General features: G+C 22.2%; 26 protein-coding genes and 1 other RNA gene. 7 read left to right on the top strand and 20 right to left on the bottom strand.

Annotated elements, in window-relative coordinates; genetic code table 11:
* Positions 1-182 precede the first annotated feature (182 nt).
* From gnd to smrB, 10 genes are all read right to left on the bottom strand, one after another.
* Positions 183-1,592 carry a decarboxylating NADP(+)-dependent phosphogluconate dehydrogenase gene (gene gnd, locus BTSPAZIEG_RS00375; RefSeq protein ID WP_075472365.1) on the bottom strand — a complete coding sequence of 470 codons (1,410 nt, stop codon included), beginning with the start codon at positions 1,590-1,592 and terminating at the stop codon, positions 183-185.
* 81 nt (positions 1,593-1,673) lie between these two features.
* Positions 1,674-2,291 carry a bifunctional phosphoribosyl-AMP cyclohydrolase/phosphoribosyl-ATP diphosphatase HisIE gene (gene hisIE, locus BTSPAZIEG_RS00370; protein WP_075472363.1) on the bottom strand — a complete coding sequence of 206 codons (618 nt, stop codon included), beginning with the start codon at positions 2,289-2,291 and terminating at the stop codon, positions 1,674-1,676.
* A complete protein-coding gene (gene hisF / locus BTSPAZIEG_RS00365) occupies positions 2,288-3,061 on the bottom strand; it encodes an imidazole glycerol phosphate synthase subunit HisF (RefSeq protein WP_075472361.1) in 774 nt (257 codons plus the stop codon). The genes hisIE and hisF overlap by 4 nt, the downstream gene beginning before the upstream one ends.
* Positions 3,043-3,780, bottom strand: coding sequence for a 1-(5-phosphoribosyl)-5-[(5-phosphoribosylamino)methylideneamino] imidazole-4-carboxamide isomerase (locus BTSPAZIEG_RS00360; RefSeq protein ID WP_075472358.1), 738 nt, complete (start codon positions 3,778-3,780; stop codon positions 3,043-3,045). Before BTSPAZIEG_RS00360 ends, hisF begins: the two co-directional genes overlap by 19 nt.
* Positions 3,781-3,783: 3 nt before the next feature.
* Entirely contained in the window at positions 3,784-4,377 is a 594-nt protein-coding gene (hisH, locus tag BTSPAZIEG_RS00355) for an imidazole glycerol phosphate synthase subunit HisH (RefSeq protein WP_075472355.1), read from the bottom strand.
* Positions 4,377-5,444 carry a bifunctional histidinol-phosphatase/imidazoleglycerol-phosphate dehydratase HisB gene (gene hisB / locus BTSPAZIEG_RS00350; protein ID WP_075472353.1) on the bottom strand — a complete coding sequence of 356 codons (1,068 nt, stop codon included), beginning with the start codon at positions 5,442-5,444 and terminating at the stop codon, positions 4,377-4,379. Before hisB ends, hisH begins: the two co-directional genes overlap by 1 nt.
* The gene (gene hisC, locus BTSPAZIEG_RS00345) at positions 5,441-6,508 is read right to left on the bottom strand and encodes a histidinol-phosphate transaminase (protein ID WP_075472350.1); all 1,068 of its coding nucleotides are present in this window, start codon (positions 6,506-6,508) and stop codon (positions 5,441-5,443) included. Before hisC ends, hisB begins: the two co-directional genes overlap by 4 nt.
* 7 nt (positions 6,509-6,515) lie before the next feature.
* Positions 6,516-7,814 (bottom strand): histidinol dehydrogenase, encoded by a 1,299-nt coding sequence (hisD, locus tag BTSPAZIEG_RS00340; RefSeq protein ID WP_075472348.1) that lies wholly within the window; start codon positions 7,812-7,814, stop codon positions 6,516-6,518.
* A gap of 7 nt (positions 7,815-7,821) precedes the next feature.
* Positions 7,822-8,727, bottom strand: coding sequence for an ATP phosphoribosyltransferase (gene hisG, locus BTSPAZIEG_RS00335; RefSeq protein ID WP_075472346.1), 906 nt, complete (start codon positions 8,725-8,727; stop codon positions 7,822-7,824).
* Between the two features lie 211 nt (positions 8,728-8,938).
* Positions 8,939-9,475 carry an endonuclease SmrB gene (gene smrB / locus BTSPAZIEG_RS00330; RefSeq protein WP_075472344.1) on the bottom strand — a complete coding sequence of 179 codons (537 nt, stop codon included), beginning with the start codon at positions 9,473-9,475 and terminating at the stop codon, positions 8,939-8,941.
* Positions 9,476-9,826: 351 nt separating this feature from the next.
* On the opposite strand from smrB, the gene aroC reads away from it, so the two are divergent.
* Together aroC and dapA are read left to right on the top strand one after the other, a co-directional pair.
* Entirely contained in the window at positions 9,827-10,903 is a 1,077-nt protein-coding gene (gene aroC, locus BTSPAZIEG_RS00325; RefSeq protein ID WP_075472342.1) for a chorismate synthase, read from the top strand.
* A 191-nt stretch (positions 10,904-11,094) separates the two neighbouring features.
* Complete coding sequence (dapA, locus tag BTSPAZIEG_RS00320; RefSeq protein ID WP_075472340.1) at positions 11,095-11,985, top strand: 4-hydroxy-tetrahydrodipicolinate synthase; 891 nt, start codon at positions 11,095-11,097, stop codon at positions 11,983-11,985.
* Between the two features lie 179 nt (positions 11,986-12,164).
* Here the strand turns inward: dapA and dapE are convergent, their stop codons facing one another.
* The 4 genes from dapE to BTSPAZIEG_RS00300 all read right to left on the bottom strand — a co-directional run bounded on the left by dapE (position 12,165) and on the right by BTSPAZIEG_RS00300 (position 17,725).
* On the bottom strand, positions 12,165-13,292 hold the full coding sequence (gene dapE / locus BTSPAZIEG_RS00315) for a succinyl-diaminopimelate desuccinylase (protein ID WP_075472338.1): 1,128 nt from the start codon (positions 13,290-13,292) through the stop codon (positions 12,165-12,167).
* 65 nt (positions 13,293-13,357) lie between these two features.
* On the bottom strand, positions 13,358-15,358 hold the full coding sequence (gene tkt, locus BTSPAZIEG_RS00310; protein ID WP_075472336.1) for a transketolase: 2,001 nt from the start codon (positions 15,356-15,358) through the stop codon (positions 13,358-13,360).
* A gap of 94 nt (positions 15,359-15,452) precedes the next feature.
* Complete coding sequence (locus BTSPAZIEG_RS00305) at positions 15,453-16,409, bottom strand: transaldolase (protein WP_075472334.1); 957 nt, start codon at positions 16,407-16,409, stop codon at positions 15,453-15,455.
* Between the two features lie 86 nt (positions 16,410-16,495).
* Entirely contained in the window at positions 16,496-17,725 is a 1,230-nt protein-coding gene (locus BTSPAZIEG_RS00300) for a beta-ketoacyl synthase N-terminal-like domain-containing protein (RefSeq protein WP_075472332.1), read from the bottom strand.
* Between the two features lie 188 nt (positions 17,726-17,913).
* Between BTSPAZIEG_RS00300 and rsmI the strand changes: the two genes are divergently transcribed.
* Both rsmI and rnpB read left to right on the top strand, forming a co-directional pair.
* Complete coding sequence (gene rsmI, locus BTSPAZIEG_RS00295; RefSeq protein ID WP_075472330.1) at positions 17,914-18,762, top strand: 16S rRNA (cytidine(1402)-2'-O)-methyltransferase; 849 nt, start codon at positions 17,914-17,916, stop codon at positions 18,760-18,762.
* Positions 18,751-19,136: RNase P RNA component class A (rnpB, locus tag BTSPAZIEG_RS00290), an RNA gene on the top strand. The genes rsmI and rnpB overlap by 12 nt, the downstream gene beginning before the upstream one ends.
* 29 nt (positions 19,137-19,165) lie before the next feature.
* On the opposite strand, the gene BTSPAZIEG_RS00285 is transcribed toward rnpB, so the two are convergent.
* Positions 19,166-20,512 (bottom strand): metallopeptidase TldD-related protein, encoded by a 1,347-nt coding sequence (locus BTSPAZIEG_RS00285; protein WP_075472328.1) that lies wholly within the window; start codon positions 20,510-20,512, stop codon positions 19,166-19,168.
* 249 nt (positions 20,513-20,761) lie between these two features.
* Between BTSPAZIEG_RS00285 and ppa the strand changes: the two genes are divergently transcribed.
* From ppa to rpmG, 3 genes are read left to right on the top strand one after another with little or no spacing between them, the layout of a single operon-like run.
* Positions 20,762-21,295 (top strand): inorganic diphosphatase, encoded by a 534-nt coding sequence (gene ppa, locus BTSPAZIEG_RS00280; RefSeq protein WP_075472326.1) that lies wholly within the window; start codon positions 20,762-20,764, stop codon positions 21,293-21,295.
* Between the two features lie 35 nt (positions 21,296-21,330).
* The gene (gene rpmB, locus BTSPAZIEG_RS00275; protein WP_075472324.1) at positions 21,331-21,558 is read left to right on the top strand and encodes a 50S ribosomal protein L28; all 228 of its coding nucleotides are present in this window, start codon (positions 21,331-21,333) and stop codon (positions 21,556-21,558) included.
* Positions 21,559-21,573: 15 nt separating this feature from the next.
* A complete protein-coding gene (gene rpmG / locus BTSPAZIEG_RS00270; protein WP_075472322.1) occupies positions 21,574-21,741 on the top strand; it encodes a 50S ribosomal protein L33 in 168 nt (55 codons plus the stop codon).
* A 53-nt stretch (positions 21,742-21,794) separates the two neighbouring features.
* Here rpmG and BTSPAZIEG_RS00265 read toward each other — a convergent pair whose 3' ends face one another.
* From BTSPAZIEG_RS00265 to fliN, 5 genes are all read right to left on the bottom strand, one after another.
* Positions 21,795-22,589, bottom strand: a complete 795-nt coding sequence (locus tag BTSPAZIEG_RS00265) for a flagellar biosynthetic protein FliR (protein WP_075472320.1) — start codon at positions 22,587-22,589, stop codon at positions 21,795-21,797.
* Entirely contained in the window at positions 22,586-22,858 is a 273-nt protein-coding gene (fliQ, locus tag BTSPAZIEG_RS00260; protein WP_075472318.1) for a flagellar biosynthesis protein FliQ, read from the bottom strand. The genes BTSPAZIEG_RS00265 and fliQ overlap by 4 nt, the downstream gene beginning before the upstream one ends.
* A gap of 84 nt (positions 22,859-22,942) precedes the next feature.
* Entirely contained in the window at positions 22,943-23,683 is a 741-nt protein-coding gene (gene fliP / locus BTSPAZIEG_RS00255; RefSeq protein ID WP_075472316.1) for a flagellar type III secretion system pore protein FliP, read from the bottom strand.
* Positions 23,684-23,750: 67 nt separating this feature from the next.
* On the bottom strand, positions 23,751-24,080 hold the full coding sequence (locus BTSPAZIEG_RS00250; protein WP_075472314.1) for a flagellar biosynthetic protein FliO: 330 nt from the start codon (positions 24,078-24,080) through the stop codon (positions 23,751-23,753).
* Between the two features lie 31 nt (positions 24,081-24,111).
* On the bottom strand, positions 24,112-25,275 hold the full coding sequence (gene fliN / locus BTSPAZIEG_RS02125) for a flagellar motor switch protein FliN (RefSeq protein WP_154017292.1): 1,164 nt from the start codon (positions 25,273-25,275) through the stop codon (positions 24,112-24,114).
* Between the last annotated feature and the right edge of the window lie 184 nt (positions 25,276-25,459).

Below are 25,459 nucleotides of genomic sequence, written 5' to 3'. Positions count from 1 at the left end.
AAAAAATATAAAAAATTTTTATAAAAAATTATAAATTTTTACTTTTTTCTGCAAGATTCCAAAATTTTTAAAACACTTGCAGAATATATTTTTTACAAAATTTAAAAAAAATTTTATATATGTATAAAATAAAATTTATAACTCAAAATATTTGATAAAATTTTATAAAAAAATAAAATACATTATATCCATTCAGTATGAAACGAACCTTCTTTATCTATACGCGAATATGTATGAGATCCAAAATAATCTCTTTGCGCTTGTATTAAATTTGCTGATGATATTTTAGAACGATATGAATCATAATATGAAATAGCTGCTGAAAAAACAGGTATAGAAATTCCAAATTTTACTCCTATTGACACAATATAACGTAAAGAACTATGATATTGATTTACAATATTTTGAAAATATGGAGAAAATAAAAAACTAATAATTTGATTATTTTCTACATATGCATCTACAATTTTGTTTAATAAATCAGCACGTATAATACAACCTGCTCTAAAAATTTTTGCTATTTTGAAATATTGTAAATTCCAATTATATTTTTCAGAAGCAAATTTTAATTGTGTAAATCCTTGAGCATAAGATAAAATTTTACTTAAATATAATGCTTTTTGAAGATGATTCAAAAAAATTGATAATTCTTTACTTGTAAATTTTATTTTTTTTTCAGGTCCTGTAAATAAAGTAGAAGCTAAAATTCTCTGTGTTTTTAAAGTAGATAAATAACGTGCAAAAACAGATTCAGTTATTAAAGATAAAGGGACGCATAATTCTAATGCGTTTTGAGACGTCCACATTCCTGTACCTTTATTATTAGCTATATCTTCAATCAAATCTATTATATAATTTCCATTTTTATTTTTTTTTGATAAAATATTTCCAGTAATTTCAATTAAATAACTACATAGTTCACCTTGATTCCATTTTTTAAATAAATTTGAAATTTTTTGATTATCGAATTGAAGTAAATTTTTTAACAAATAATAAACTTCAGAAATCAATTGCATATCACTATATTCAATACCATTATGCACCATTTTTACATAATGACCTGAACCATCAGATCCTATATATTCAGAACATGATTGTCCGTGATATTTTGCAGAAATTTTTTGAAATAAAATTTCTAATATTGCACATGCTTTTTTATCTCCTCCATACATAATAGATGGTCCTAATAAAGCTCCTTTTTCTCCACCGGAAATCCCAGCACCAATAAAATATATTCCTTTTTTAATTAAATAATTATTTCTTTTTTGTGTATCTTTAAAAAAAGAATTTCCTCCATCAATTATAACATCTCCAATATCTAAAAATTTTAACAAAGATTCAATAAGTAAATCAATTGAAGAACCACTCGGAATCATCAATAAAATATGACGAGGTTTTTTTAAAGAAAAAACAAAATCTTTTAAAGAATTAAAAGATATAATAAAATTATTTTGATCTTTTTGAACAATTTGTTTTAATTTTTCTGAAGAACGAGTATATACGGAGATACGTTCATTATGATTAGAAAAATTAAATGCAATGTTAGACCCCATAACTCCCATGCCAATAATACCAATATTATTTAAAATCATTAAATCAATCCTCTTTTTAAAAACCTAAACATCATAATAAATAACATTTTTTTTGCAAAAAACTTATAATTGATTGAAAAATTACAAAGAATAAATACGTTTTTTTAAATTTTTTATTATAATATATAATTCTAAATTTTTATAATGTAACAATATTAATAAATGAAATATTAAATCAGATACTTCATCTATAAAATGATTAATATTTTTATCAAAAACAGAAATTATTGTTTCGACAGCTTCTTCTCCAACTTTTTGAGTTATACGATTTATCCCTAAATGATAAAGATTCTTAATATATGATTTAGAGTTTATTGAAAATTTTCGAGATTCAATAATTTTTTCTAAATTATATAATGTTGAATACAAAGATTCATTATCTAAAAAACAACTAATTCGTTTTAAATGACATGTAAAACCGCTAGGTTTCACTAAAACTAATATTACATCACCATCACAATCTGTAGTAATTTTAATTACATTTAAATAATTTTTTGAAACTTCTCCTTTTACCCATAAACGTTGTTTACTACGAGAAAAAAAAGTTACTATTTTTGTTTTTTTAGTTTGTAAAAAAGCCTCTAAAGTCATGTATCCATGCATTAAGACTATTCCGGAAATGTAATGTTGAATAATAACAGGCATAATACCTTTCATTTTATTCCAATCTAAGATATGAACATTTTGATGAATTTTCATAAACGGATTTGAACTCCATTATTATTTAAAAATTTCTTTACATCATATATTGAAAACTTTTTTTTATGAAATACTGAAGCCGCTAAAGCCCCATCTACTTGAGATTGAACAAAAACATCTAAAAAATCTTGTAGAGTACCTGCACCTCCAGAAGCAATTAAAGGAACTTTACAAATAGAACGAATATTTTTTAATTGTATTAAATCAAAACCATTTTCTAAACCATCATGATTCATAGTATTTAAAACAATTTCTCCTGCTCCTAAAGTTTGTACGTATTGAATCCAATCAAGAGTTTTCCAAACAGTTTTTTTTTTTTTTTTAATGTCACCTGTATTTTGAAATACTTCATACTCATTAAGATCTTTATTATACCAAGAATCTATTCCCACTACGACACATTGTGTTCCAAAACAATCTGCTAAACGACTAATTAAATAAGGATCGTTGAGGGCAGGAGTATTAATAGAAATTTTATCAGCCCCAAAAGACAAAACTTTTTTTGCATCATGAACACTTTGAATACCTCCTGCAACACAAAATGGAATATTAATTATTTCAGAAATCTGAGAAATCCATTCAGTATCAACTAATTTTTTTTCTGTTGATGCAATAATATCATAAAAAATTATTTCATCTGCTCCTTCATCAGAATAAAATTTTGCTAAAGACATAATATCACCCATTACAATATGCCCTTCAAATTTTTTTCCTTTAACCACTTTTTCATTTTTTACATCTAAACATGGAATTATACGTTTTGCCAACATTTTCTAGCCTCAAAGAAAGTAAACCTTTTTTCTAACAATGAACGACCTATAATTAAATGTTTAACACCTGTTTTTTTAATATTTTTAATATCTTGTAAATTACTAATACCTCCAGATGCTTGAAAATGAATTTTCGGAAAACGCATTACTAACCAATTATATAATTGAAGATTAGGTCCTTTTAATGTTCCATCTTTTGTAATGTCCGTACATAACACGTGTTTTAAAGAATAATGTTTATAAATATTTAATATGTTTTCTATCGTTACATTAGTAATTTCTTGCCAACCATTAATAGCAACTTGAGTAAAATTATTTTGTTTTACATAAACATCAATTGCTAAGACAATTCTATCACTGCCATATTTTTTAAATAATTTTTTTAAAATCATTGGATCTTTTAATGCACTAGTCCCCATTACAATTCTATAAATACCTAATTTTAATAATTCAGAGGCATGACAAAAAGTACGAATACCTCCTCCTATTTGAAAAAAAAATTTTTTAAATTTTAAAAAAAAATTAATAAAATTTTTTCGATTTCTTAGAGGATTTTTACAACTATCTAAATCAACAATGTGTATAAATTTAGCTCCTTCACTAACATATTGTGTAATTTTTTTTAAAATATTTTCTGAAAAAATTGTATTTTTTTTAAAATTTCCTTGATATAAACGAACAATTTTATTATTCATAATATCTAATGCTGGAATAATCATAAACTAAATCTCCAAAAAATTTTTTAACAATTGTTCACCTACTTTACCTGATTTTTCAGGATGAAATTGAACTCCAAAAAAATTTTTTTTTTGTACAGCAGAACTAAAAAAAGAACCATATTTAGTTTTTGCAAGTGTATATTGATTTATTAATGAACAATAACTATGCAAAAAATAAAATCTTGAATTAAAAGGAATATTTTTAAATAACAAATTATTCTTTTTAAATTGTACAATATTCCAACCAATATGTGGCAAAAATAATTTTTGACTTTTTAATTTTATAATAGATTCTGGAATAATATTCAAAGCAGAATAACAACCATTTTCTTGACTATTAGAAAAAAAAATCTGCATACCCAAACAAATTCCTAATACAGGAACTTTTAAATTTTTTATAATTGGAATTAAATTAAAAAGATTTAAATAATTCATTGCAGCACGCATAGTTCCTACACCAGGTAAAAAAATTTTTTGAGCCATTAAAATATCTTGAATATTAGAACTAATTTTAACTTTATATTTTAAACGTTGAATAGCATTTTTTAAAGAAAAAAAATTAGCACAACCTGTGTTAATAATAATAATTTTTTTCATTATAAAACACCTTTTGAAGTTGGAATTTTTCTACCTTGTACTACAATTGCTTGTTTTAAAGTTCTTCCAAAAACTTTAAATAAACTTTCAACACAATGATGATCATTTAATCCAATTGCATGTAAATGTAACGTAATTTTCATAGTCATACTAAAAGATCTAAAAAAATGTTCAACCATTTCTGATTTTAAATCTCCTATAAAACAATTTTTAAATTTAGCATAAAAAGAAAAATATGAACGACCTGAAATATCTAAAAAACATGATGCTAAACTTTCATCCATTGGTAAAGTAAAACCATATCTTGAAATACCATATTTTAAACTTAAAGATTTTTTAAAAGCTAAACCAAGAGCGATACCTACATCTTCAATAATATGATGATCATCTATTTCTAAATCACCAAAAACCGTTAAATGCCAAGAAATACCACTATGAACTCGAATTTGTTCTAACATATGATCAAAAAAAAAGATTCCAGTTTTTGTATAACTTTTAATTTTTTGATCAATAAAAATTTTAATAAAAATTTGAGTTTCTTTAGTAATTCTTTTAATAACAGCATAACGATTTAAAGAGGTTAAAACTTGTGTAATTTTATTCCAAGGATATTTTTTTCTATGATATAAAATACTTTTAATTTGCATATTATTTGCTAACTGAATATCAGTAATACGATCTCCAATAACATAACTATGTTCTTTTGAAATTTTATTTTTTTTTAACCAATACTTAACTAAACCAAGATTTGGTTTACGACAATTACATTGATCTATTTTTAAATGTGGACAAATTAATACTGTTCTAAAATTAATACCTTGCGTACTTAAAACTTTTAAAATAAAATTTTGAACAATACTAAACTGTTGAATAGAATAATTTTTACTTCCTAAACCATCTTGATTAGTAATTAATACTAATTCAAAACCATATTTAATTAATTTTACTAAAGAAACAATAACAAATGGTTCAAAAATTATTTGTTTTAAATCATTTACTTGTTTTGATATAGAAGGTTCATGAATTAATGTTCCATCACGATCAATAAATAAAATTTTTTTAATCATATGATTCCATTTGTATATCCATCAAATAAACTTTTTATTAATAACAAACATTCTTTTTTAGTACCAATTGTAATCCGTAAACAATTTTTCAAAATTTTTTTATGTGATTGATCACGAACTACAAAACCACATTTTAATAAATATTGAAAAACACTAATAGAATTTTTAAATTTTATTAAAATAAAATTGGTATTACTAGGATATACTTTTTTTACATATGGAAAATTTGATATTTTAGAAATAAAAAAATCGCGATTTTCTAAAATTTTTTTAATATTATTAAAAATTAAAGAAAAATTTTTTTTACTTAAAGCATTTTCTGCTATTTGAGAAACAGGTAAAGGAACCGGATATGGTGCTAAAACTTTTTTTAATATATTAACAATTATAGAACTTGCTATTAAAAAACCACAACGTATTCCTGCTAATCCAAAAGCTTTTGATAAAGTACGTAAAATAATTAAATTAGAATATTTCTTTAACAAAAAAATACTACTATTTTTAGATGAAAATTCAATATATGCTTCATCAATAATCACTAAACAATTTGAAGGTACTTTTTTTAAAAGATACAATAAATCAGAAATATCAATTAAATTTCCAGTAGGATTATTAGGATTACAAATATATAATAATTTTACATATTTAATATGTTGTACAATTTGTATTGTATTTAATTGAAAACTTTTTAAAGTAGGAATTTTAATTATTTCAATATTATAAATTTTAGCACAAACTTCATACATATCATAAGTCGGTGGACAAAACATAATTTGATCAATTTTTGAAACACAAAAAGTTCGAATTAATAAATCAATTGCTTCGTCAGATCCACGCGTAATTAAAATATTTTTTTTTTGAATTTGAAGATAATTTGAATATTTTTTTAATAATTTTTTAGGTTGAAAATCTGGATAACGATTCAAATTGTCCAAATTCATTTGAATATTATAATTATACGGAGATTCATTAGCATTCAAAAGAAATTGACCAAATAATCCTATACGTTTAGCAGATTGATAGGGTAATAATGTTTCAATATGGATAGGAATTAATTTTTTCATATATTTTTTATGCTAGTAAAGTACGAATATTAACAGAATGAGTATGAGCTTCCATTCCTTCTAAATTAGACAATGTTGTAATATAAGAAGATAATTCATTTAAAGAATTTTTTTGAATTTCTTGAATGATAATATGTTTTTGAAAATCAGATAATCCAAGAGAAGAATATGTTTTGGAAGATCCATATGTAGGAAGCACATGATTTGCTCCTGTCACATAATCACCTGCAGCTTCAGGAGTCCAAGAACCAAGAAAAACAGAACCTGCATTTTTTATTTCTGGAATCCAATCTCGAGAATTTTTTATATGTAATATTAAATGTTCAGGAGAATATTGATTTGAAATTTTAAAACATTCAAATAAATTTTTAGTTAAAATAATATAACTATGTGTAAATACTTTTTTTATATTTTTTTTATTTTCAAGTTTTTCAAATTGTTGAATAATTTCTAATTGAATTAATTCAGCTATTTTTAAACTAGGTGTTAATAAAAAAAATTGAGAATTTTTATCATGTTCAGATTGAGCTAACAAATCCGACGCTATATATGAAACATTAGAAAATTCGTCTGCAATAATTAATACTTCAGTAGGACCTGCTAACATATCAATTGAAACACCAGATATTTTTTGACTTACTTGTAATTTTGCTTCCGTAACATACATGTTACCTGGACCAAAAATCTTATTTACTTTTTGTATACTAGTAGTTCCAAATGCTAAAGCAGCAATTCCTTGTGCCCCTCCTAACTGTAAAATTTTTTTTATTTTACAAATTTTTGCAATATATAAAATTTCTGCACTTACAGGAGGTGGAGTACAAATCGTAATATCAGAACATCCAGATAATATAGCAGGTACAGATAACATTAAAGCAGTAGAAATTAAAGGAAATTTATTACCAGGAACATATAATCCAACAGATTGTATAGGAAGAGTAATGCGCTGACATCTCACTCCTGGATATGTAATAACATCTATATCTTTTTGTTTTTGAGCTTGATGAAAAATTTCAAGATTTTTTTTAGATAAAAGTATAGATTGTTTTAATTTTGAGTCAATTTTTTGAGTAAAATTTTCTAATTTATCTTTTGAAACATAAAAATTTTTTAATTGTACATTATCAAATTTTTTTGTGTATTTTTTTAATGCAAAATCACCATTTTCTAATACGTCTTTCAAAATTTTAGAAACATTTTTTTTTAAATTTTTTTGTTGTGACAAAATTGGTCTTTCTAAAATTTTTTTTTTTTTATTTTGAGAAAGAGATTCCCAAATCATTATAGTATTTAACAATTTATTCATAATTCTTTTATTCCATCATTTTTTCAATTGGTAAAACTAATATTGAACTCGCTCCTAGTTCTTTTAACTTTTCCATTGTTTCCCAAAATACATTTTCACTACTAACCATATGCAATGCAACTTTATTTGTATGACCAGTTAATTTTAAAATTGTAGGTTGCTCTGCACCATTTAACAAAGTTACAATAGATTTTAATTTTGATTCCGGAACATGTAACATAATATATTTTGATTCACGAGCTTTTATTACTCCTTGAATACGTGTTAATAATTTTTGAATAATATATTTTTTTTCTGTAGAAATTTTTGAATTATTTTGAGAAATTAATAACGCATTTGAATCATATATTCTTTCTACTTCTTTTAAACCATTAGCTTCTAAAGTAGCTCCTGTTGACACAAGATCGCAAATTGCATCAGATAAACCAGCATTTAAAGCTACTTCAACAGACCCATTTAAAACAAATGAATTAAAAGAAACATTATTTTTATCAAAATATTTTTTTAACAAATAAGGATAAGAAGTTGCGATTTTTAAATCTTTTACACTTAAAATATTTTTATATTTCATTTCTATTGGAACAGCTAATGATAAATGACAAATTCCAAAATCTAAATTTTGCAATATCTCATATTTAATTACTTGTTCACCTTTCATATATCTGCTTAATCTTTTTTCTTCTAAAACATTTGCACCAACAATACCTAATTCTACTACTCCATCCATAATTAATCCAGGAATATCATCATCACGAACTAACAAAACATCAATTAAAATATTTTCTGCACATGCTATTAAACTTGATTTCTGAAAATTAATTTTTATACCACAACGCATTAACAAATTTTTAGAATCATCGCTTAATCTACCTGATTTTTGAATAGCCAAACGTAAACGAGATTTTATAAACACATTTAATTCCTTTAATTAATATTATTTTATAAAAAATTTATAAATAATAATTTTTAAATAGTATGAAAATTGATATTCCTTAAAATTTTTTTTATTATTATATCATTTTTTTAAAAAAAAATTATATATTAAATTTTTCAACATATACACAACATAATTTTAAAAATTTTTATTATATATAAAATTTTTTTTAAAAAAAAAATTATAAATTCTAATTAATTTTTTTTATAAAAATTAAAATAGCTGCATCAAATCCAAAAATTTTAGGAGCTCGATGAAAAGCTATAATATTAGGATTTTGAATTAACCAAATCGGAATGTTACTTTTTAAAATATTTTTTCCATATCCATGTATTACGTTAGCACAAAAAAATTTTTTTTTTAAACAAATAGCTATTAACATACCTAAAGCTTTTTTAGCTTGAGATAAATTTACTCCATGTAAATCTAAAAAAACTTCAGGTATATACTCGCCTTTTTTAAATTTTTTGAGATCAAATGTATTATTAATATTACGAATATAACAAATCGGATCTGTATGAAAAACATATAATGTATCCGAAGAAACATTTTTAAAATAAAAACTATGTAATTCTTGTTCAAAAATAATTTTTTTATCTAATAAATTTCTTTTTTTTTCACGTAAACGTGTATGAAAAATAGTGTCTTGTGTTATTTTTTTAACATCATGAACATGGCATAAAAATAAATCACGTTCTGAAGAAATTAAAGTTCTTTTTTTATTCATGTAAAAATTATCCAAAAAATATTATTTCTATAAAACATGTTAAAATATTAAAAATTTTAAAAACAATATATTATTTAATATAATATTATTTTAAATAATATTAAGCATATATTAATAAAAATATATATTAAATCTATAAAAAACATTATATTTTTTAAAAAGATTAAAAATTTCATTTATTTTTCTAATATAAATTATGTTATTATATTTTTATATATTAAAAAAAAAAATTTAAAAAAAAATTTTTAAAAATATTAAAAATTTTATTATTTTAAAAATAAAAATGTTTTATGAAAAATTTTAATATTTAAAATATTATATTAAAAAAAGATAAAATTATAGGAAAATTTTATGTCTGGAAATACTATTGGAAAAATATTTTGTGTTACAACATGTGGAGAATCACATGGAAAATCTTTAATGGGTATTATAGATGGTGTTCCACCTGGTTTTCCTTTATCAGAAAAAGATCTACAAATTGATTTAAATCGTAGAAAACCTGGTTTTTCAAAATATACTACTAAAAGACGTGAAAACGATCATGTTCAAATTTTATCTGGAATATTTCAAGGAAAAACCACAGGTACAAGTATTGGTATTGTAATCAAAAATAATGATGTTCGTTCACAAGATTATGAAAATATAAAACACATTTTTCGTCCAAATCATGCAGATTTTACATATCAAAAAAAATATGGAATTCGTGATTATAGAGGAGGAGGCCGAGCATCTGCACGAGAAACTGCTATTAGAGTTGCAGCAGGAGCTTTAGCAAAAAAATATTTATTTTTAAATTATGGTATTTTAATTCGTGGTTATCTTTCACAAATTGGTCCAATTAAATGTCCTTTTATTTCTTGGAATCATGTTCAAAAAAATCCTTTTTTTTGTAGTGATATAACTAAAATTTCACAAATTTGTTCACTATTAGATAATCTAAAAAAAGAAGGAGATTCAATAGGAGCAAAAATTACAATTATTTGTGAAAATATACCTGTTGGTTTAGGTGAACCGATTTTTGATCGATTAGATGCTGATATTTCACATGCGATTATGAGTATAAATGCAACAAAATCAGTAGAAATTGGAGATGGAATTTTAGTAGCATCACAAAAAGGTAGCGAACATCGTGATGAAATTAATAAACAAGGTTTTTTAACTAACCATTCAGGAGGTATTCTCGGTGGTATAAGCAATGGAAATTCTATAATTATTCATACTGCTTTAAAACCTACTTCAAGCATTTCGATTCCCGGAAATACTATTAATGACATCGGCGAAGAAACAACAATTATTACAAAAGGACGACATGACCCATGTGTAGGAATACGTGCTATTCCAATAGCTGAATCTATGATCGCAATCGTATTAATGGATCATTTATTACGTGATCGAGCACAATGCAATACTTCGTTTAAAAATCGATAAAAATATTTATTAAAGCTCTGAATTTATAAAAAAAATATAAAAACTATAAAAAATATTATTCATTTAAATAAAAAAAAATATAAAAATTTTATTAATTTAACAAAAATTATTATAAAAAAAAATTTTTACAAAAAATTTTTATATATTAAAAAGTATTTTACTAAGATTATATGAGCTCAGGAAAAATAAAAATGTTTAAAGGTAGTATTGTAGCATTAATTACCCCGATGGATCTTAAAGGTAATTTATGTAAAAAGAGCTTAAAAAATTTAATCGAATATCATATTTTAAACAAAACAACTGCTATTGTATCTGTTGGAACAACTGGAGAGTCTGCAACATTAACCCCTCAAGAACATACAGATATTATTTTATATACTGTAGAAATTGCAAATCAAAGAATTCCAATTATTGCAGGTACAGGATCTAATTCTACTTCTGAAAGTATTTATTTAACTAAAAAATTTGAAAATTCCGGCGTGAAAGCATGTTTAAGTGTTACCCCTTATTATAATCGTCCAACACAAGAAGGATTATATCAACATTTTAAATCTATTACTGAAAATACTACATTACCACAAATTTTATATAATGTACCACTTAGAACAGGCTGTGATTTATTACCTAAAACTATTATTCGTTTATCAAAATTTGAAAATATTATAGGACTTAAAGATGCCACAGGAGATTTAACAAGAGTACAAAAAATTTTATTTTCTGTTAAAAAAAATTTTTTACTTATAAGTGGAGATGATATTACTGCTTTAGATTTTATAAAATTAGGAGGTCATGGCGTTATTTCAGTAACAGCAAACATTGCTGCAAAAGAAATAGCAAAAATTTGTCAATTAGCATTAAAAGGAAAATACATAAAAGCTTATAAAGAAAATAAAAAATTACTTCCTTTACATAAAATTTTATTTCAAGAAACTAATCCAATACCAATTAAATCAGCAGCTCAATATTTAAAATTAATTACAACAGACAATTTAAGACTTCCCTTAACAAAATTAACACATATTATGCGCTTACAACTAATTTCTATTCTTAAAAAAATAAATTTAAAAAAAAATAATATTTAAAAATTATTCATATTACACACATATAATTATTTTATAATAAATATTAATATAATTTTACAAAATTTAAAATCATTATACTAAATATAAAAAAAATATTTATATAAATTTTTATGCAATGATAAATATATATACATAATCATTGCATAATTAAACAAAAAAATTTTTTTAAAAAAATAAAATTATAAAAATATTAAAGATAAAAAATTTTCATAAATTTGACTTAAATTTTTTAAATCTACAACATGAACGCATTCATTAACTTGATGAATAGTAGTATTTTTTAAACCAAATTCTATAATTTCATCTGAAATTTTAGTTAAAAATCTACCATCTGAAGTACCTCCAGTAGTTGTAATTCTTGGTTTAATTTTCATAATTTGATATATACTTTTTGATAATGTATTAATTAAAAATTTTGAAGAAGAAAAAAATGGTTTTGCATGTAATTTCCATTGAATAGTATATTGTAAATTATTTTTTTTTAATAAAAAATTTACAATATTTTGTAAAGATTGAACAGTTTGTAAAGGAGAAAAACGAAAATTGAATTCTATCTGTAAAAAACTTGGAATAATGTTATTACTAAAATTATTTGTAAATATGTTATAAATTTGAAATTGAGTTGGCAAAAAAAAATCGTTTCCATAATCCCAAACATATTTTGTAATTTCATTTAAAAATTTTAAAGACATATGAATAGGATTTTTAGATAATGTTGGATATGCAATATGACCTTGAATCCCTTCAACATTTATTTTTCCACTTAAAGAACCTCGACGTCCATTTTTTATACAATCTCCTAACAACATTTCATTCGTTGGTTCACCTACTAAACAAAAATTAATTTTTTCTTTACGTTTTTCTAAAATTTTAATAACTTTTCTAATACCATTAGTCCCATTACCTTCTTCATCTGAAGTAATTAACCATAAAAAACGTCCTAAATGATAAGGATTTTTTTTTAAAAAACGTTCTGTAGCAATTAACATTGCAGAAATCGCACCTTTCATATCAGATGATCCACGACCATATAAAACATTTTCAATAACTTGAGGAACAAATGGATCTGTATTCCATTTTTTTATATCTCCTGGAGATACTACATCTGTATGACCTAAAAATAAAAAAGACCGTCCTGTACCTTTAGAAGCTAAAAAATTTTTAGTATCTTTAAAATTAAATTCTTCAATAAAAAACCCACATTTCTTTAAACGAGAAATTAAAAATTTTTGGCATCCTAAATCTTCAGGAGTAATTGAAGGAATACTAATTAATTTTTTTGTTATATTTAATACATTATTAAGCATTCTATATCCTAAAAAATTTTTTACTTAATTAAAAAAAAGACAAAAATATTAAAAAATTTAAATTTTTATTTTTTTAAAAATTTTTGAATACGTTTTAATATTTTTTTTACAGTAAAACCAAACATTTCAAATAATTTTTCTCCAGAAGCTGATTCTCCAAAACTATCAATTCCAATTCTTATACCTTCTAAACCAGTATATTTATACCAATATTCACTAGAACCCGCTTCAATAGAAATACGTTTTAATATCTTAGGTGGTAAAATAGAATCACGATATTTTTGATTTTGTTGATCAAAAACATCAGATGAAATCATAGAGACAATTCGAATTCCATAACCATGTTTTAAATGTAAAATTTTTGATACTTGTAATGCAATTTTTATCTCTGAACCCGTAGAAATTACGATTATATCTACTGTCTGTCCATATTCTTTTAGAATATAACCACCATGTAAAATATTTTCTATTTGTTTTGTGCTACGCGAAATTTGATAAACGTTTTGACGAGATAATATTAATGCAGTAGGACCAGTTTGATTTTGAACAGCATAATACCAAGATGATATAGTTTCTATAGTATCACATGGTCTCCAGACACTTAAATTTGGTATATATCTTAAAGTAGATAACTGTTCAATCGGTTGATGAGTAGGACCATCTTCTCCTAAACCGATAGAATCATGTGTATAAATAAAAATTTGATGAGTATGCATTAATGCCGCCATTCTAATAGCATTACGTGCATAATCTGAAAAAACTAAAAAAGTTGCAGTATATGGAATAAAACCGCCATGATGAAAAATTCCATTAGCAATAGCAGTCATCCCAAATTCTCGAACACCATAATGAATATAATTTCCAGAAGAGTCTTTTGTTATAGAACGAGATCCAGACCACAAAGTTAAATTACTAGGTGCTAAATCTGCTGATCCTCCTAATAATTCTGGTAAAATAGCTCCAAAAATTTCTAATGTTTTTTGAGACGCTTGCCTTGTTGAAATATTTTCAGGAAATTTTTGTGCTGTAAGTAAAAAATTTTTAACAGATTTATGAAAAATTTCTGGTAATTGACGCGACATACGGCGAACATATTCTTTAGAAAGTGTAGGATATTTTTGAGTATATTTTTGAAACAAAACATTCCATTGATTTTCTAATTTTTGACCTTGTATTTTAAAATCCCACAATTTATAAATTTCTGATGGAATAAAAAAAGGAGTTTTATCTGACCATTTTAATGATAATCGAGTTAATTTTGATTCCTTTGATCCTAAAGGAGAACCATGTGAAATAGAACGATTAGATTTATTCGGTGATCCAAAACCAATAATAGTTTTACAGATAATTAATGAAGGTTGTGAAAGATTATTTTTGGATAAATTAATAGCATGTAAAATTTCTTGAAAATCATGTCCATTTACAGTTAATACTTGCCAATTATAAGCTAAGAAACGTTTTTTAGTATTATCGGAAAACCATTCAACAACTTTACCATCAATAGAAATTCCATTATCATCATAAAATACAATTAATTTACCTAATCCTAAAGTACCTGCTAAAGAACAAGCTTCATGAGATATACCTTCCATTAAACATCCATCACCGGCAAATACCCAAGTATAGTGATCTACAATTAAAAAATTTTTACGATTAAAATATGCAGATAAAATATGTTCAGAAATAGCCATACCAACGCCAGATGCTAATCCTTGACCTAAAGGACCAGTAGAAATTTCTACTCCCGGAGTTCGATTCACTTCAGGATGACCAGGAGTATTAGATAAATATTTACGAAAATTTTTTAAGTCTTGTAATGAAATTGAATATCCAGTTAAATGTAATAAACTATATAATAATGCAGAAGCATGTCCGTTAGATAAAATAAAACGATCTCTATTCCACCATTGAGGATTTAAAGGATTATGTTTTAAAAAATTACGCCATAAAACTTCTGCAATATCAGCCATTCCTAATGGTGCACCAGGATGACCAGATTGAGATTCTTCGATAGCGTCAATACTTAAAATTCGTAAAGCATTTGACAATTTTTGTCTTGAAATCATGATAAATCCTCTTATTTATTTTTGAATTTAAAAAATATTATAAAATTTTTCAACATGTAATAAATAAAAAATATTTTATTATTATAATAAAAATTTACAATTTTTGAGAAATTAATAAATCTAAAGAATTTTGATCTATATAAAACTTTCGGATTCCTTCCGCTAATTTTTCCACTGCCATCATATCTTGATTATGTAACCAACGAAATTCTGATTCTTCTAATGCGGTAGGTTGAACAATATTTTTAGATAAATTACATTCTTTTAATTTTATAGGAACTAAACCATTGCTTTTTTTTAAAATATTTAATAAAACAGGAGAAATAGTAATTTTTTCACAACCAGCAATCGAAAGAATTTGATCAACATTTCGAAAACTAGCACCCATAATAATAGTAGAATAATTATTTTTTTTATAATAATAAAAAATTTTTTTTAATGCTAAAACTCCATGATCAATAATTAAAGATTTTTTTTTATCTATATCGTTTTTTAAAAACCAATCAGAAATCCTTCCTACAAATGGAGAAATTAAAAACACTTTAGATTCAGCACAAATACGAGCTTGAGCAAAAGAAAAAATTAAGGTTAAATTGCATAAAATGTCACTTTTTTTTAAAATTTCAGCCGCTTTTACACCTTCCCAAGTAGCAGCTAATTTAATTAAAATACGAGATTTATGTACACCAATATTATTATATAAATTAATTATTTTTTGAGCTTTTCGTACGCATTGATCAATATTAAAAGAAAATTCAGAATTAATTTCAGTAGAAACATATCCAGGTATTTTTTTTGAAATTTCTTTTCCAATTAAAACAGTAATCATATCACTAGCATTTATAATTTTTTTTTTATGAGAACCACCTTGTAAACGTGCATATTTTAAAGATTTTTCTAAAATAACATTATTTTTTTTCGATAATATACTTGTTAAAATTAATGATGGATTAGTTGTAGCATCACTAGGCTTATATTTAGAAATTTGATCAAAATCACCACTATCTACAACTATCGTACTATGTTTTTTTAAAGATTCTAATTTATTCATGTAACTTTTTCCTATCTAAAAAAATGATATAATTAAAAATCTTATATTGTATATTAGGTTATTATAAAAAATTATATTACTAAAGATTATAAAAATTTTTTATATTTTTTAATTATTATAGAAGTATTACTACCACCAAACCCAAAATTATTAGACATCACTACATTTAAATTTTTTTGAATTTTTTTTTGTACAATATTCATATTTTTTGCTTCAAAATCTAAATTCTCAATATTAATACTTGGAACAATAAAATTATATTTTAACATTAAGATAATATAAATAATTTCTTGAACGCCTGAAACTCCTAACGCATGCCCTGTAAGTGATTTTGTTGAGGATAAAAAAGGAAATGTTTTTTTTTTAAAACTAGACTTAATTGCTTGTAATTCTATTAAATCTCCAATTTTGGTTGAAGTCCCGTGAGTATTCAGATAATCAACTGAAACATGCACATTCTTCAGAGCATTTGTCATACAACGTATAATACCTTTTTTTGAAGGATTAGTAATATGTAATCCGTCACAAGTACTACTGTAACTAATTATTTCTCCATATATTTTTGCTTTTCGTATTAAAGCATGTTTTAAAGACTCTAAAACAATAATACCACTCCCTCCAGAAATTACAAAACCATCTCTTTTTTGATCATAAGCTCTTGAAGATTTTTTAGGATTTAAATTAAATTGAGAAGATAAAACTCCCATAGCATCAAATTGAGATGCTAATTGCCAATTTACTTCTTCTCCGCCGCCTACAAATATTAAATCTTGTACACCAGATTTAATTAATTCTATGCCATGAATAATACAATTTGAAGAACTGGAACAAGCAGAATTAATAGAATAATTTCTCCCATAAATTTTAAAAATAGAACCTAATAATGCAGAACTACAAGAAGGCATACATTTAACCGAAGAATATGGGGTAATAAAACGTACTTTTTTTTTTAATAACAAAATTTTAAAAAAATTTAAATAAGAATGTATAGATCCACATCCTGAACCTAGAATCAAACCTATTTTAGAATTTTTAGAATATATTTTTTTTGACAAACAACTATCTAAAATAGCTTTTTTCATCGCATAATATGTATATTGAGTTGATTCATTCATAAATCTTTTAATTGTTCGTTTTATAGAATATTTTTTCTTTAAATAAATTGGACCCCAAACATTACTTTTCAAGCCAGCATTTTTCATTTCTTGAGAAAAAACAATTCCAGATTGTAAATTTTTTAATGAAAATAATACTTTTTCAATAGTATCTCCAATACTAGAAAGAATTCCTAATCCAGTTATTACTACTCTGCACACATTTTCATCCTAAAAAGTTATTTTATCTTATAAAAAATAAATAATAATTTTTTATTATTATTATAATATATCATATAATAAGTATATTTTTAAAATAGTAATTTTAAAATATTTTTAATAAATACAAAAATATGTTATTATTAATTAAAAATTTAAAGGATTTTAAAAATGTATAAAAAAAAAATAATATTGGAATTTTATATATTATTCCTACCCCAATAGGGAACTTACAAGATATTTCGTATCGAGCTCTTCACATTCTCAAATCAGTTAATCTAATTCTTTCTGAAAGTATTCAACATACATTAATTTTACTAAAAAAATTCTCTATAAAAAATATTATTAACACTCTAAATAAACATAATGAATATCAAAAAACGTTTCAATATGTAACAAAATTATTAAATGGTCAAAATATTGCATTAGTTTCTAAAGCTGGTACACCTCTTTTAAATGATCCTGGTTATTTATTAGTAAATTTAGCTTATAAAAAAAAAATTCGTATTGTCCCTGTTCCAGGAGCATGTGCTGCTATAACTGCATTAAGTGCTTGTAACATTCAAACTACTTCATTTTGTTACGAAGGATTTTTTCCATCATTATCACAAGAAAGAATAAAAAAAATAAAAAAAATTAAATATGAAACAAGAACTTTAATTTTTTATGAATCACCAAAAAGAATTATGAATACTTTAAAAGACTTAAAAAAAGAAATAGAAATAACAAGAAAAATTATGATTGCACGTGAACTAACAAAAATCTGGGAACAAATTTTAACTGGAACATTACAAGAAATATTATTATTATTAAAAAATAATTTAAATTGGCAAAAAGGAGAAATAGTTATTATTATAGAAGGATATAAAAATAAAAAAAAAAATATTATATCTCCTAAAATGAAAAAAATTTTTAATATTTTATTGAAAGAAATATCGTTTTCTAATTCTATAAAAATTATGAATAAAATATATGGTATAAAAAAAAATTTTCTGTACAATAAAATGATTAATAAAAATACTTTAAATAAAGTTAACTAAACAGCCGCTATTGAATTATGTTTTGATAATAAATAGAGGAAAGTCCGGGCTCCACAGGGTAATGATGCCAGGTAATGCCTGGGAAAAGAAATTTTACGACTAGTGCCACAGAAAAAAAACCGCCATTATATTTTTTTTTAATCATAAATTAAAAAATTTTATATAATAGGTAAGGATGAAAAGGTGCGGTAAGAGCGCACCGCAAAATTGGTAACAATTTTGGCAAGGTAAACTCCATCTGGAGCAAGACTAAACAGGAATTAGATGTGACCCGCATAAAAAATTCCGGGTGAGTCGCTTGAATTAATAAGTAATTATTAATCTAGATAAATGGCTGTTTAAAACAGAACCCGGCTTATAAGTTAACTTTCTTTGGAGTATTATTAAAAAATGAATATTTTTATTATATTCCAGAAACTTGAATTTTTGACAATAATATAGACGCACAAGAAATTTTTTGATATTTTTTAGAATCATTAGATAAATTAATAATATTTTTCCATAAATTCAATAAATTTCCAGAAATAGTAATTCCATGAATTGGATATTTTATACATCCTTTTTCAATCCAAAAACCAGATGCACCTTGTGAATAATTACCAGTCATCATATTTACTCCTTCTCCCATAACTTCAGTTATTAAAATCCCTTGAAACATTTTTTTTAATAAATTTTCAAATGATAATCGTGGAATACGACTATTCACAAACCAATTATGAATACCTCCTGAATGTCCCGTACTATTTTTAAAAATTTTTTTTCCATAATAAGTATCTAATAACCAAGTTTTAATTTTTCCTTTTTTTACGATTTTTCTTCGTTCTGTTTTGACACCTTCTTGATCGAAAAGAGTTGAAAATAATCCTTTTAAATAAAAAGGATCTTCTAAAATCTCTAACCAGTTTGGAAATATTTGAGTATTTAATAAAGAATATAAAAAAGTATTTTTTTTATATACTGCATAACCACTCAAAGCTTTAGCTAAATAAGAAAATAAATTATAAGATACTTCACAAGAAAAAATAATCGGAGTAATTTGAGTTTTGATGCGTTGAGAACCTAATTTTAAAATACTATTATGAGCACTTTTTAACCCAAGTAATGTAGGATTTTGTAAATCTTTAAAATCACGACTTAAAAAATCTTCACAGTGACGTTCCATATTTTTAGTATTTGATGCAATCATACAACTAGATAAATAGTTTTCAGTAAATAATTGTGATTTAAACCAATCATAACTATTTCCTAAAATTTTTATTATTATTGAACTATTAAAAAGAGATCCTTCAGATTGAATTAAAAATTTATTATAATTTAAAGCACTATTTTCAACATCTAAAACTAAATTTTTTACTTTTTTAATATTAAAATTCCAAGGAAAAAACAAATTTAAAATTTCATTACCTTGAAATAATAGATTTTTATTAGGTAAATCATTATCATTATCTTTTTCAATATGTTTAATAATTAAAAAAGCACGATCAATAGATTGTTGAATAGTATATTTTGTGACATTACTTAAAGAAATGCTATATTTTCGATTTTTATGATATACTGTAATATAAATAAAAATATTAGAAGAATATTCTAAATTTTCTAAAATTTTATTTCGCATCATTAAATTAAAATTATTAATTTTTTTAATTTCTACAATACCTGACATATTTTTTTTCTTTAAATACCATAAAGAAAATTTTAAATAATGTAATAACATATTTTTTTCTTTTTCAACTGTATTAAAATGTAACATTCTAGATCCTAATAATATTTTGATTATATATTTCAAATTTTTTTTATAAAAAAATATTAATTTAAAAAAATAAAAAAAATTTATATAAATTTTATAATTATATAAATATTATATATGATTATATTTTTATTTTCAATCTTGATACTTTTCAATTAAAAATATAAAAAATTTTGTTAAAAAAAATACTTTTTTTAAAAAAATATAATATTTTTATTATATAAATGTTTGCTTTTTATAAGAGAATTTAAAATGTTTCAAAAAAAAATACCTGCAGGAATTAAAATACCAAATGATTTATATGCTATTGTAGAAATTTCAGCTTATTCTACTCCTATAAAATATGAATATAATAAAAAATATAATTTATTATCTGTAGATCGATTTCTTCCTACAACAATATTTTATCCTTGTAATTATGGTTATATTAATCAAACATTATCATTAGATGGAGATCCACTTGATATTTTAATCATTACACCATATCCTTTACAATCAAATGTAATAATACGATGTAGACCTATTGGTGTGTTAAATATGGAAGATGAAAAAGGAATAGACGAAAAAATTATTTCAGTTCCACATTCAAATATTACTGATGAATATAACAACATTTTTGATATTCGAGATATTTCAAAATCTTTAAAAAATAAAATAATATATTTTTTCGAAACTTATAAAAATTTAGAAAAAAATAAATGGACTAAAAACATCTCTTTAAAAAATTTAGAAAATGCCCAATCTATTATTTCACAAGCATATTTAAGATATCAAAAAAAAATATAACTTTTTGAAAGAATTATTTACTATGAGACTAATTTATGACTCGAATTTGTCAAATTACAAAAAAAATGTCTTTAACAGGTAATAGAAGATCCCATGCAATGAATGCCACAAAAAGAAAATTTTTTTTAAATTTACATAAGCATCGTCTTTGGGATCCTCAACAAAAAAAATTCATTACATTAAAGATATCAGCAAAAGGATTACGAATTGTTAATAAATATGGAATTTCAAAAGTTTTAAAAAAATATCTTCAAAAAAAATAAAATTGGACTAAAAAAATGGCAAAAAGTGCTAGAGAAAAAATAAAATTAATTTCTCAAAAAAATAGTGGACATTTTTATACCACAACTAAAAATAAACGTAATACACCGACGAAATTAAAATTAAAAAAATATGATCCTATTTTAAAAAAACATGTTTTTTATGTAGAAAAAAAAATTAAATAAATTAAATACACTGGAGATCTTAAATAAGATCCCCAAAATATATTTTTTATATTTTATATAAATATTTTAAATTTTTTTAAAAAAAAAATAACAAAAAATAAAGATTTTTTTAAAAAATAAATTAAATAAATTTTTATTACAGGAAGAAAAAATATTAATAAAAACATTCCTAATAAAAAAAAAATAGGTACTGAACATGAAACAAAAAAAATATCAGGCATAATTCGCATAAATAAAAAAAATAAAATATGTAACATTAATATTGGAAATAAAAAATATATACTAATTAATAAACTATATGAAAATATAAAAGAAGAAAATTTTACAATAGAGAAAATATAATTATAATTTAAAAAACATAATTTTAATGGTAAAAGTTGAAAACTTTTAATAAACATTTGTAAAAATAATATATGGCCATTAAAAGATAAAAAAAATAATATTACAACAATATTTAAGAAACGTGATAAAAATAAAGAATTAGATGATACATCTTTTTCAAAAATTGTAAAAAATGATAAACCTAATAAAGAACTAATTATTTCTCCTATTAAAAAAATAGAAGAAAAAATACATTGAACGATTAATCCCATTAAACAACCAATAAATATTTGATTTAAAAACAATAAAAAGATATCTATTTTTTCATGATTTTTAGAATGTAAAAATACAAAAAAATTAATTAAATAACTTGTTAAATAAAAAAATAAAAATTTTATTTTTTTATTAAAATAAATACTATTAAAAAATGGAACAAATATACAAAAAAAAAATAATCTTATCATAATTAATAAAATTTTTTTATTAATTAAAAAATTCACTATCATAAAATTATAATTTAAATTCATATTTTAATTACAATAGGAATATTTTGAAAAATAAAAATTATATATTCTAATATTCCTTTTAACATCCAAGGTCCAAAAAAAAGACTAGAAAAAAAAATAATCAAAATTTTAGGAATAAAAGATAAAGTTTGTTCATTAATTTGAGTTGATACTTGAAAAATATTTATTAATAAACCTACGCAAAGAATAGAAATTAATAAAGGAGAAGATAATAATATTATTGTTTTTATTGAATTTTGTAATAATTTCATAACTATTTCTTGATTCATAAATTCTCCAAATTTTTTTTAAAGAATAAAATTTAAAATTTAAAAAATAATAAAACATATTTTATATATATAATTTTTTAAAATTTATAAAAAAAAACTTTTAGACAATGATAATATTAATAAATTCCAACCATCACTTAAAACAAATAAAATTAATTTAATAGGCAAAGAAATTGTTGTAGGTGTAATCATCATCATCCCTAAAGACATTAAGACACTGGCTACAATTAAATCAATTACTAAAAATGGAAGAAAAATTAAAAAACCAATTTGAAATGCCGTTTTTAATTCACTAATCATATATGCGGGTAATAAAATGCGAAAAGGAATTTGAGATTCTTTTTCTGGATATTTATTTTTTGCTAATTTACAAAATAACATAATATCAGATTTTCGCGTTTGTTTCCTCATAAATTTATGAAATGGCTTTAATGAAAATTTAATAGCAGTAGAAAAATCAATTTGTTCCTGAGAATATGGAACATATGCATTATGATAAACTTTTTCCAATGTTGGTGACATAATAAAAAATGTTAAAAATAATGATAAACCAATTAAAATTTGATTAGGAGGTGCAGATGGAGTTCCTAACGCATTTTTTAATAATCCAAAGACAATAATAATACGAGTAAAACTAGTCATCATTAAAATGATGGCAGGAATAAAACTTAATAAAGAAAATATTCCAAAAGCTTGTATTGACATATTCCAAAAATCTAAAGAAGTATTAGAATTATTAAATAATGATGTAATAATTGTAGCATTTGCAATTTTTGGAAAAAAAAAGATATATATAGATAAAAAAAAAGATAATAAAAAATTCATAAAAATTAACCTAAAGCTAATAAAAAATCTAAATTGAAAAATGTTAAATTATACTATTTTAAATACATTATATTTTTTTTTTAATTACAGATGGTAATGTATATAAAAATGTAATATTTTTAGGTGTTACACCTAAAACTAATTTTACTTCTTTAATATTTACAATAATAATTTTTTGAGTGGATGAAATATAAAATTGATCTAATAAAACAAAAGAACTTTGTTGAGTAGATGATTTTATAACATTTATTTTAGTAATTAAAAAAAATAAGATCGTTAATAATAAAAAAATTAATACAATATAAAAATTTATTTTTTTGAAAAAAAAAATTTTATGAAAAAAATTTGAAAAAGTTTCTAAAATTATAAAGAAAAAATTTTTTATAGAATTATACATATTTATGTTTACCTTGAAAAAAATTTTATTATTATTTCGGATCTGCAATAATAGAAGTAATACGGATACCATATTTTTTTTGTATCATAACTAATTCTCCTTTCGCAATTAAATTTCCATTTACTAAAATATTTAAATGTTCTCCTTCTTTTTCTTTTAAAGAAATAATTGAACCTGATGATAAGGATAATAATTCTTTAATTGTAATATTTTTGTGTCCTAATTCAACAGTTATAGTGACAGGAATTTGCGAAATAATATTAATATTTTTGAAATCTTTTAATAATTTATCTTTTTTTTGTTGAGAATTTTTTAAAGAATTATTAACATCTTTATTAATAACGTTATTTTGATCATTAGAAATTGATTTCAAATTTGAATTATTAGAAATCATTTCATGTTCTATTTTTTTTTTCATAATTGAAGGTTGATTCATATTTGGTTTCTCTTTAAAAAAAAAATTATTATTTTTATTTTTTAAAAAATGAATAATTTTTATTGCACGATATGATTTGTAAATTCCATATTTTGCTAATAAAATTTTAACATTTTTAACATAAATAGTTACAACATCAATTTTTTTAATTAAAAAAATATCGTTAATTTTCCAATTTGCAATTTTATATAAAAAAATATTTTTTAAAATTAGTAAAACACGTAATTTTAAAAAAATTTTTTGAAGATTTTTATTTAGAATTGGAGATGTTAAAAAAAAAATTTTTTTTTTAGAAAAAATGTTTTTTTTATTGATATTAAAATTAAATGATTCAGTATTATTAAAAGATAATATACTAAAAAAAAAGAATTTTTTTTGTTGTGTTTTAATAAAAAATTTAACTATAAAATTACAATTAATATAATTATTTTTTTTTTGAATATCATCTTTTTGATTATTTTTTACAAAATTTTTAAAAAAAAATAAATTAAACACTTTAAAAATTAAATTACTTAAATAATTAAAAATTATTAATTCACTTTTAGTAATTTTTTTTTTATTATTTTCTATTAATTCATTTTTTTGTTGAGAAAACAAAATATTTAAAAAAAAATATACAATATTTTTTTCAATAAATAATTTTAAATAATTTTTTTTATTTTTTGAAAAATAAAATTTTTTCGATAAACATATGTTTTTTTTTTGATTCAATTCAGATAAAACTGAAATATTATATATAGTAAATTTAATTTTTATCAATAATTTAAATTTTTTTTGTAAACATTTTTCTAAAATGGAACTAATATTGCATAATTTATGTTCTAAAAAAAAAATTTTTTTGAAAATTTATAAAATTCTGTTTTTTTTTTAAAAAAACAGAATTTTCAAAAAAAAATTTTAAAAAATTTTCATATTTTTTAACATCACTTAAAAAATTTTTTTG

The sequence above is a fragment of the Buchnera aphidicola (Tuberolachnus salignus) genome (assembly GCF_900016785.1).
In the GTDB taxonomy this organism is placed as follows: Bacteria; Pseudomonadota; Gammaproteobacteria; order Enterobacterales; family Enterobacteriaceae; genus Buchnera_F; species Buchnera_F aphidicola_M.
This window is presented reverse-complemented; position numbering and strand designations above follow the sequence as displayed.

Coding starts and splice junctions, on each gene's coding strand:
- hisF (WP_075472361.1), bottom strand. CDS start 3,061: ATGTTGGCAAAACGTATAATTCCATGTTTAGATGTAAAAAATGAAAAA.
- BTSPAZIEG_RS00265 (WP_075472320.1), bottom strand. CDS start 22,589: ATGAATTTAAATTATAATTTTATGATAGTGAATTTTTTAATTAATAAA.
- BTSPAZIEG_RS00285 (WP_075472328.1), bottom strand. CDS start 20,512: ATGTTACATTTTAATACAGTTGAAAAAGAAAAAAATATGTTATTACAT.
- hisH (WP_075472355.1), bottom strand. CDS start 4,377: ATGAAAAAAATTATTATTATTAACACAGGTTGTGCTAATTTTTTTTCT.
- hisD (WP_075472348.1), bottom strand. CDS start 7,814: ATGAATAAATTGTTAAATACTATAATGATTTGGGAATCTCTTTCTCAA.
- dapA (WP_075472340.1), top strand. CDS start 11,095: ATGTTTAAAGGTAGTATTGTAGCATTAATTACCCCGATGGATCTTAAA.
- fliP (WP_075472316.1), bottom strand. CDS start 23,683: ATGAATTTTTTATTATCTTTTTTTTTATCTATATATATCTTTTTTTTT.
- BTSPAZIEG_RS00360 (WP_075472358.1), bottom strand. CDS start 3,780: ATGATTATTCCAGCATTAGATATTATGAATAATAAAATTGTTCGTTTA.
- fliQ (WP_075472318.1), bottom strand. CDS start 22,858: ATGAATCAAGAAATAGTTATGAAATTATTACAAAATTCAATAAAAACA.
- tkt (WP_075472336.1), bottom strand. CDS start 15,358: ATGATTTCAAGACAAAAATTGTCAAATGCTTTACGAATTTTAAGTATT.
- smrB (WP_075472344.1), bottom strand. CDS start 9,475: ATGAATAAAAAAAGAACTTTAATTTCTTCAGAACGTGATTTATTTTTA.
- aroC (WP_075472342.1), top strand. CDS start 9,827: ATGTCTGGAAATACTATTGGAAAAATATTTTGTGTTACAACATGTGGA.
- hisB (WP_075472353.1), bottom strand. CDS start 5,444: ATGATTAAAAAAATTTTATTTATTGATCGTGATGGAACATTAATTCAT.
- BTSPAZIEG_RS00305 (WP_075472334.1), bottom strand. CDS start 16,409: ATGAATAAATTAGAATCTTTAAAAAAACATAGTACGATAGTTGTAGAT.
- hisC (WP_075472350.1), bottom strand. CDS start 6,508: ATGAAAAAATTAATTCCTATCCATATTGAAACATTATTACCCTATCAA.
- BTSPAZIEG_RS00250 (WP_075472314.1), bottom strand. CDS start 24,080: ATGTATAATTCTATAAAAAATTTTTTCTTTATAATTTTAGAAACTTTT.
- rpmG (WP_075472322.1), top strand. CDS start 21,574: ATGGCAAAAAGTGCTAGAGAAAAAATAAAATTAATTTCTCAAAAAAAT.
- rpmB (WP_075472324.1), top strand. CDS start 21,331: ATGACTCGAATTTGTCAAATTACAAAAAAAATGTCTTTAACAGGTAAT.
- gnd (WP_075472365.1), bottom strand. CDS start 1,592: ATGATTTTAAATAATATTGGTATTATTGGCATGGGAGTTATGGGGTCT.
- dapE (WP_075472338.1), bottom strand. CDS start 13,292: ATGCTTAATAATGTATTAAATATAACAAAAAAATTAATTAGTATTCCT.
- hisIE (WP_075472363.1), bottom strand. CDS start 2,291: ATGAAAATTCATCAAAATGTTCATATCTTAGATTGGAATAAAATGAAA.
- ppa (WP_075472326.1), top strand. CDS start 20,762: ATGTTTCAAAAAAAAATACCTGCAGGAATTAAAATACCAAATGATTTA.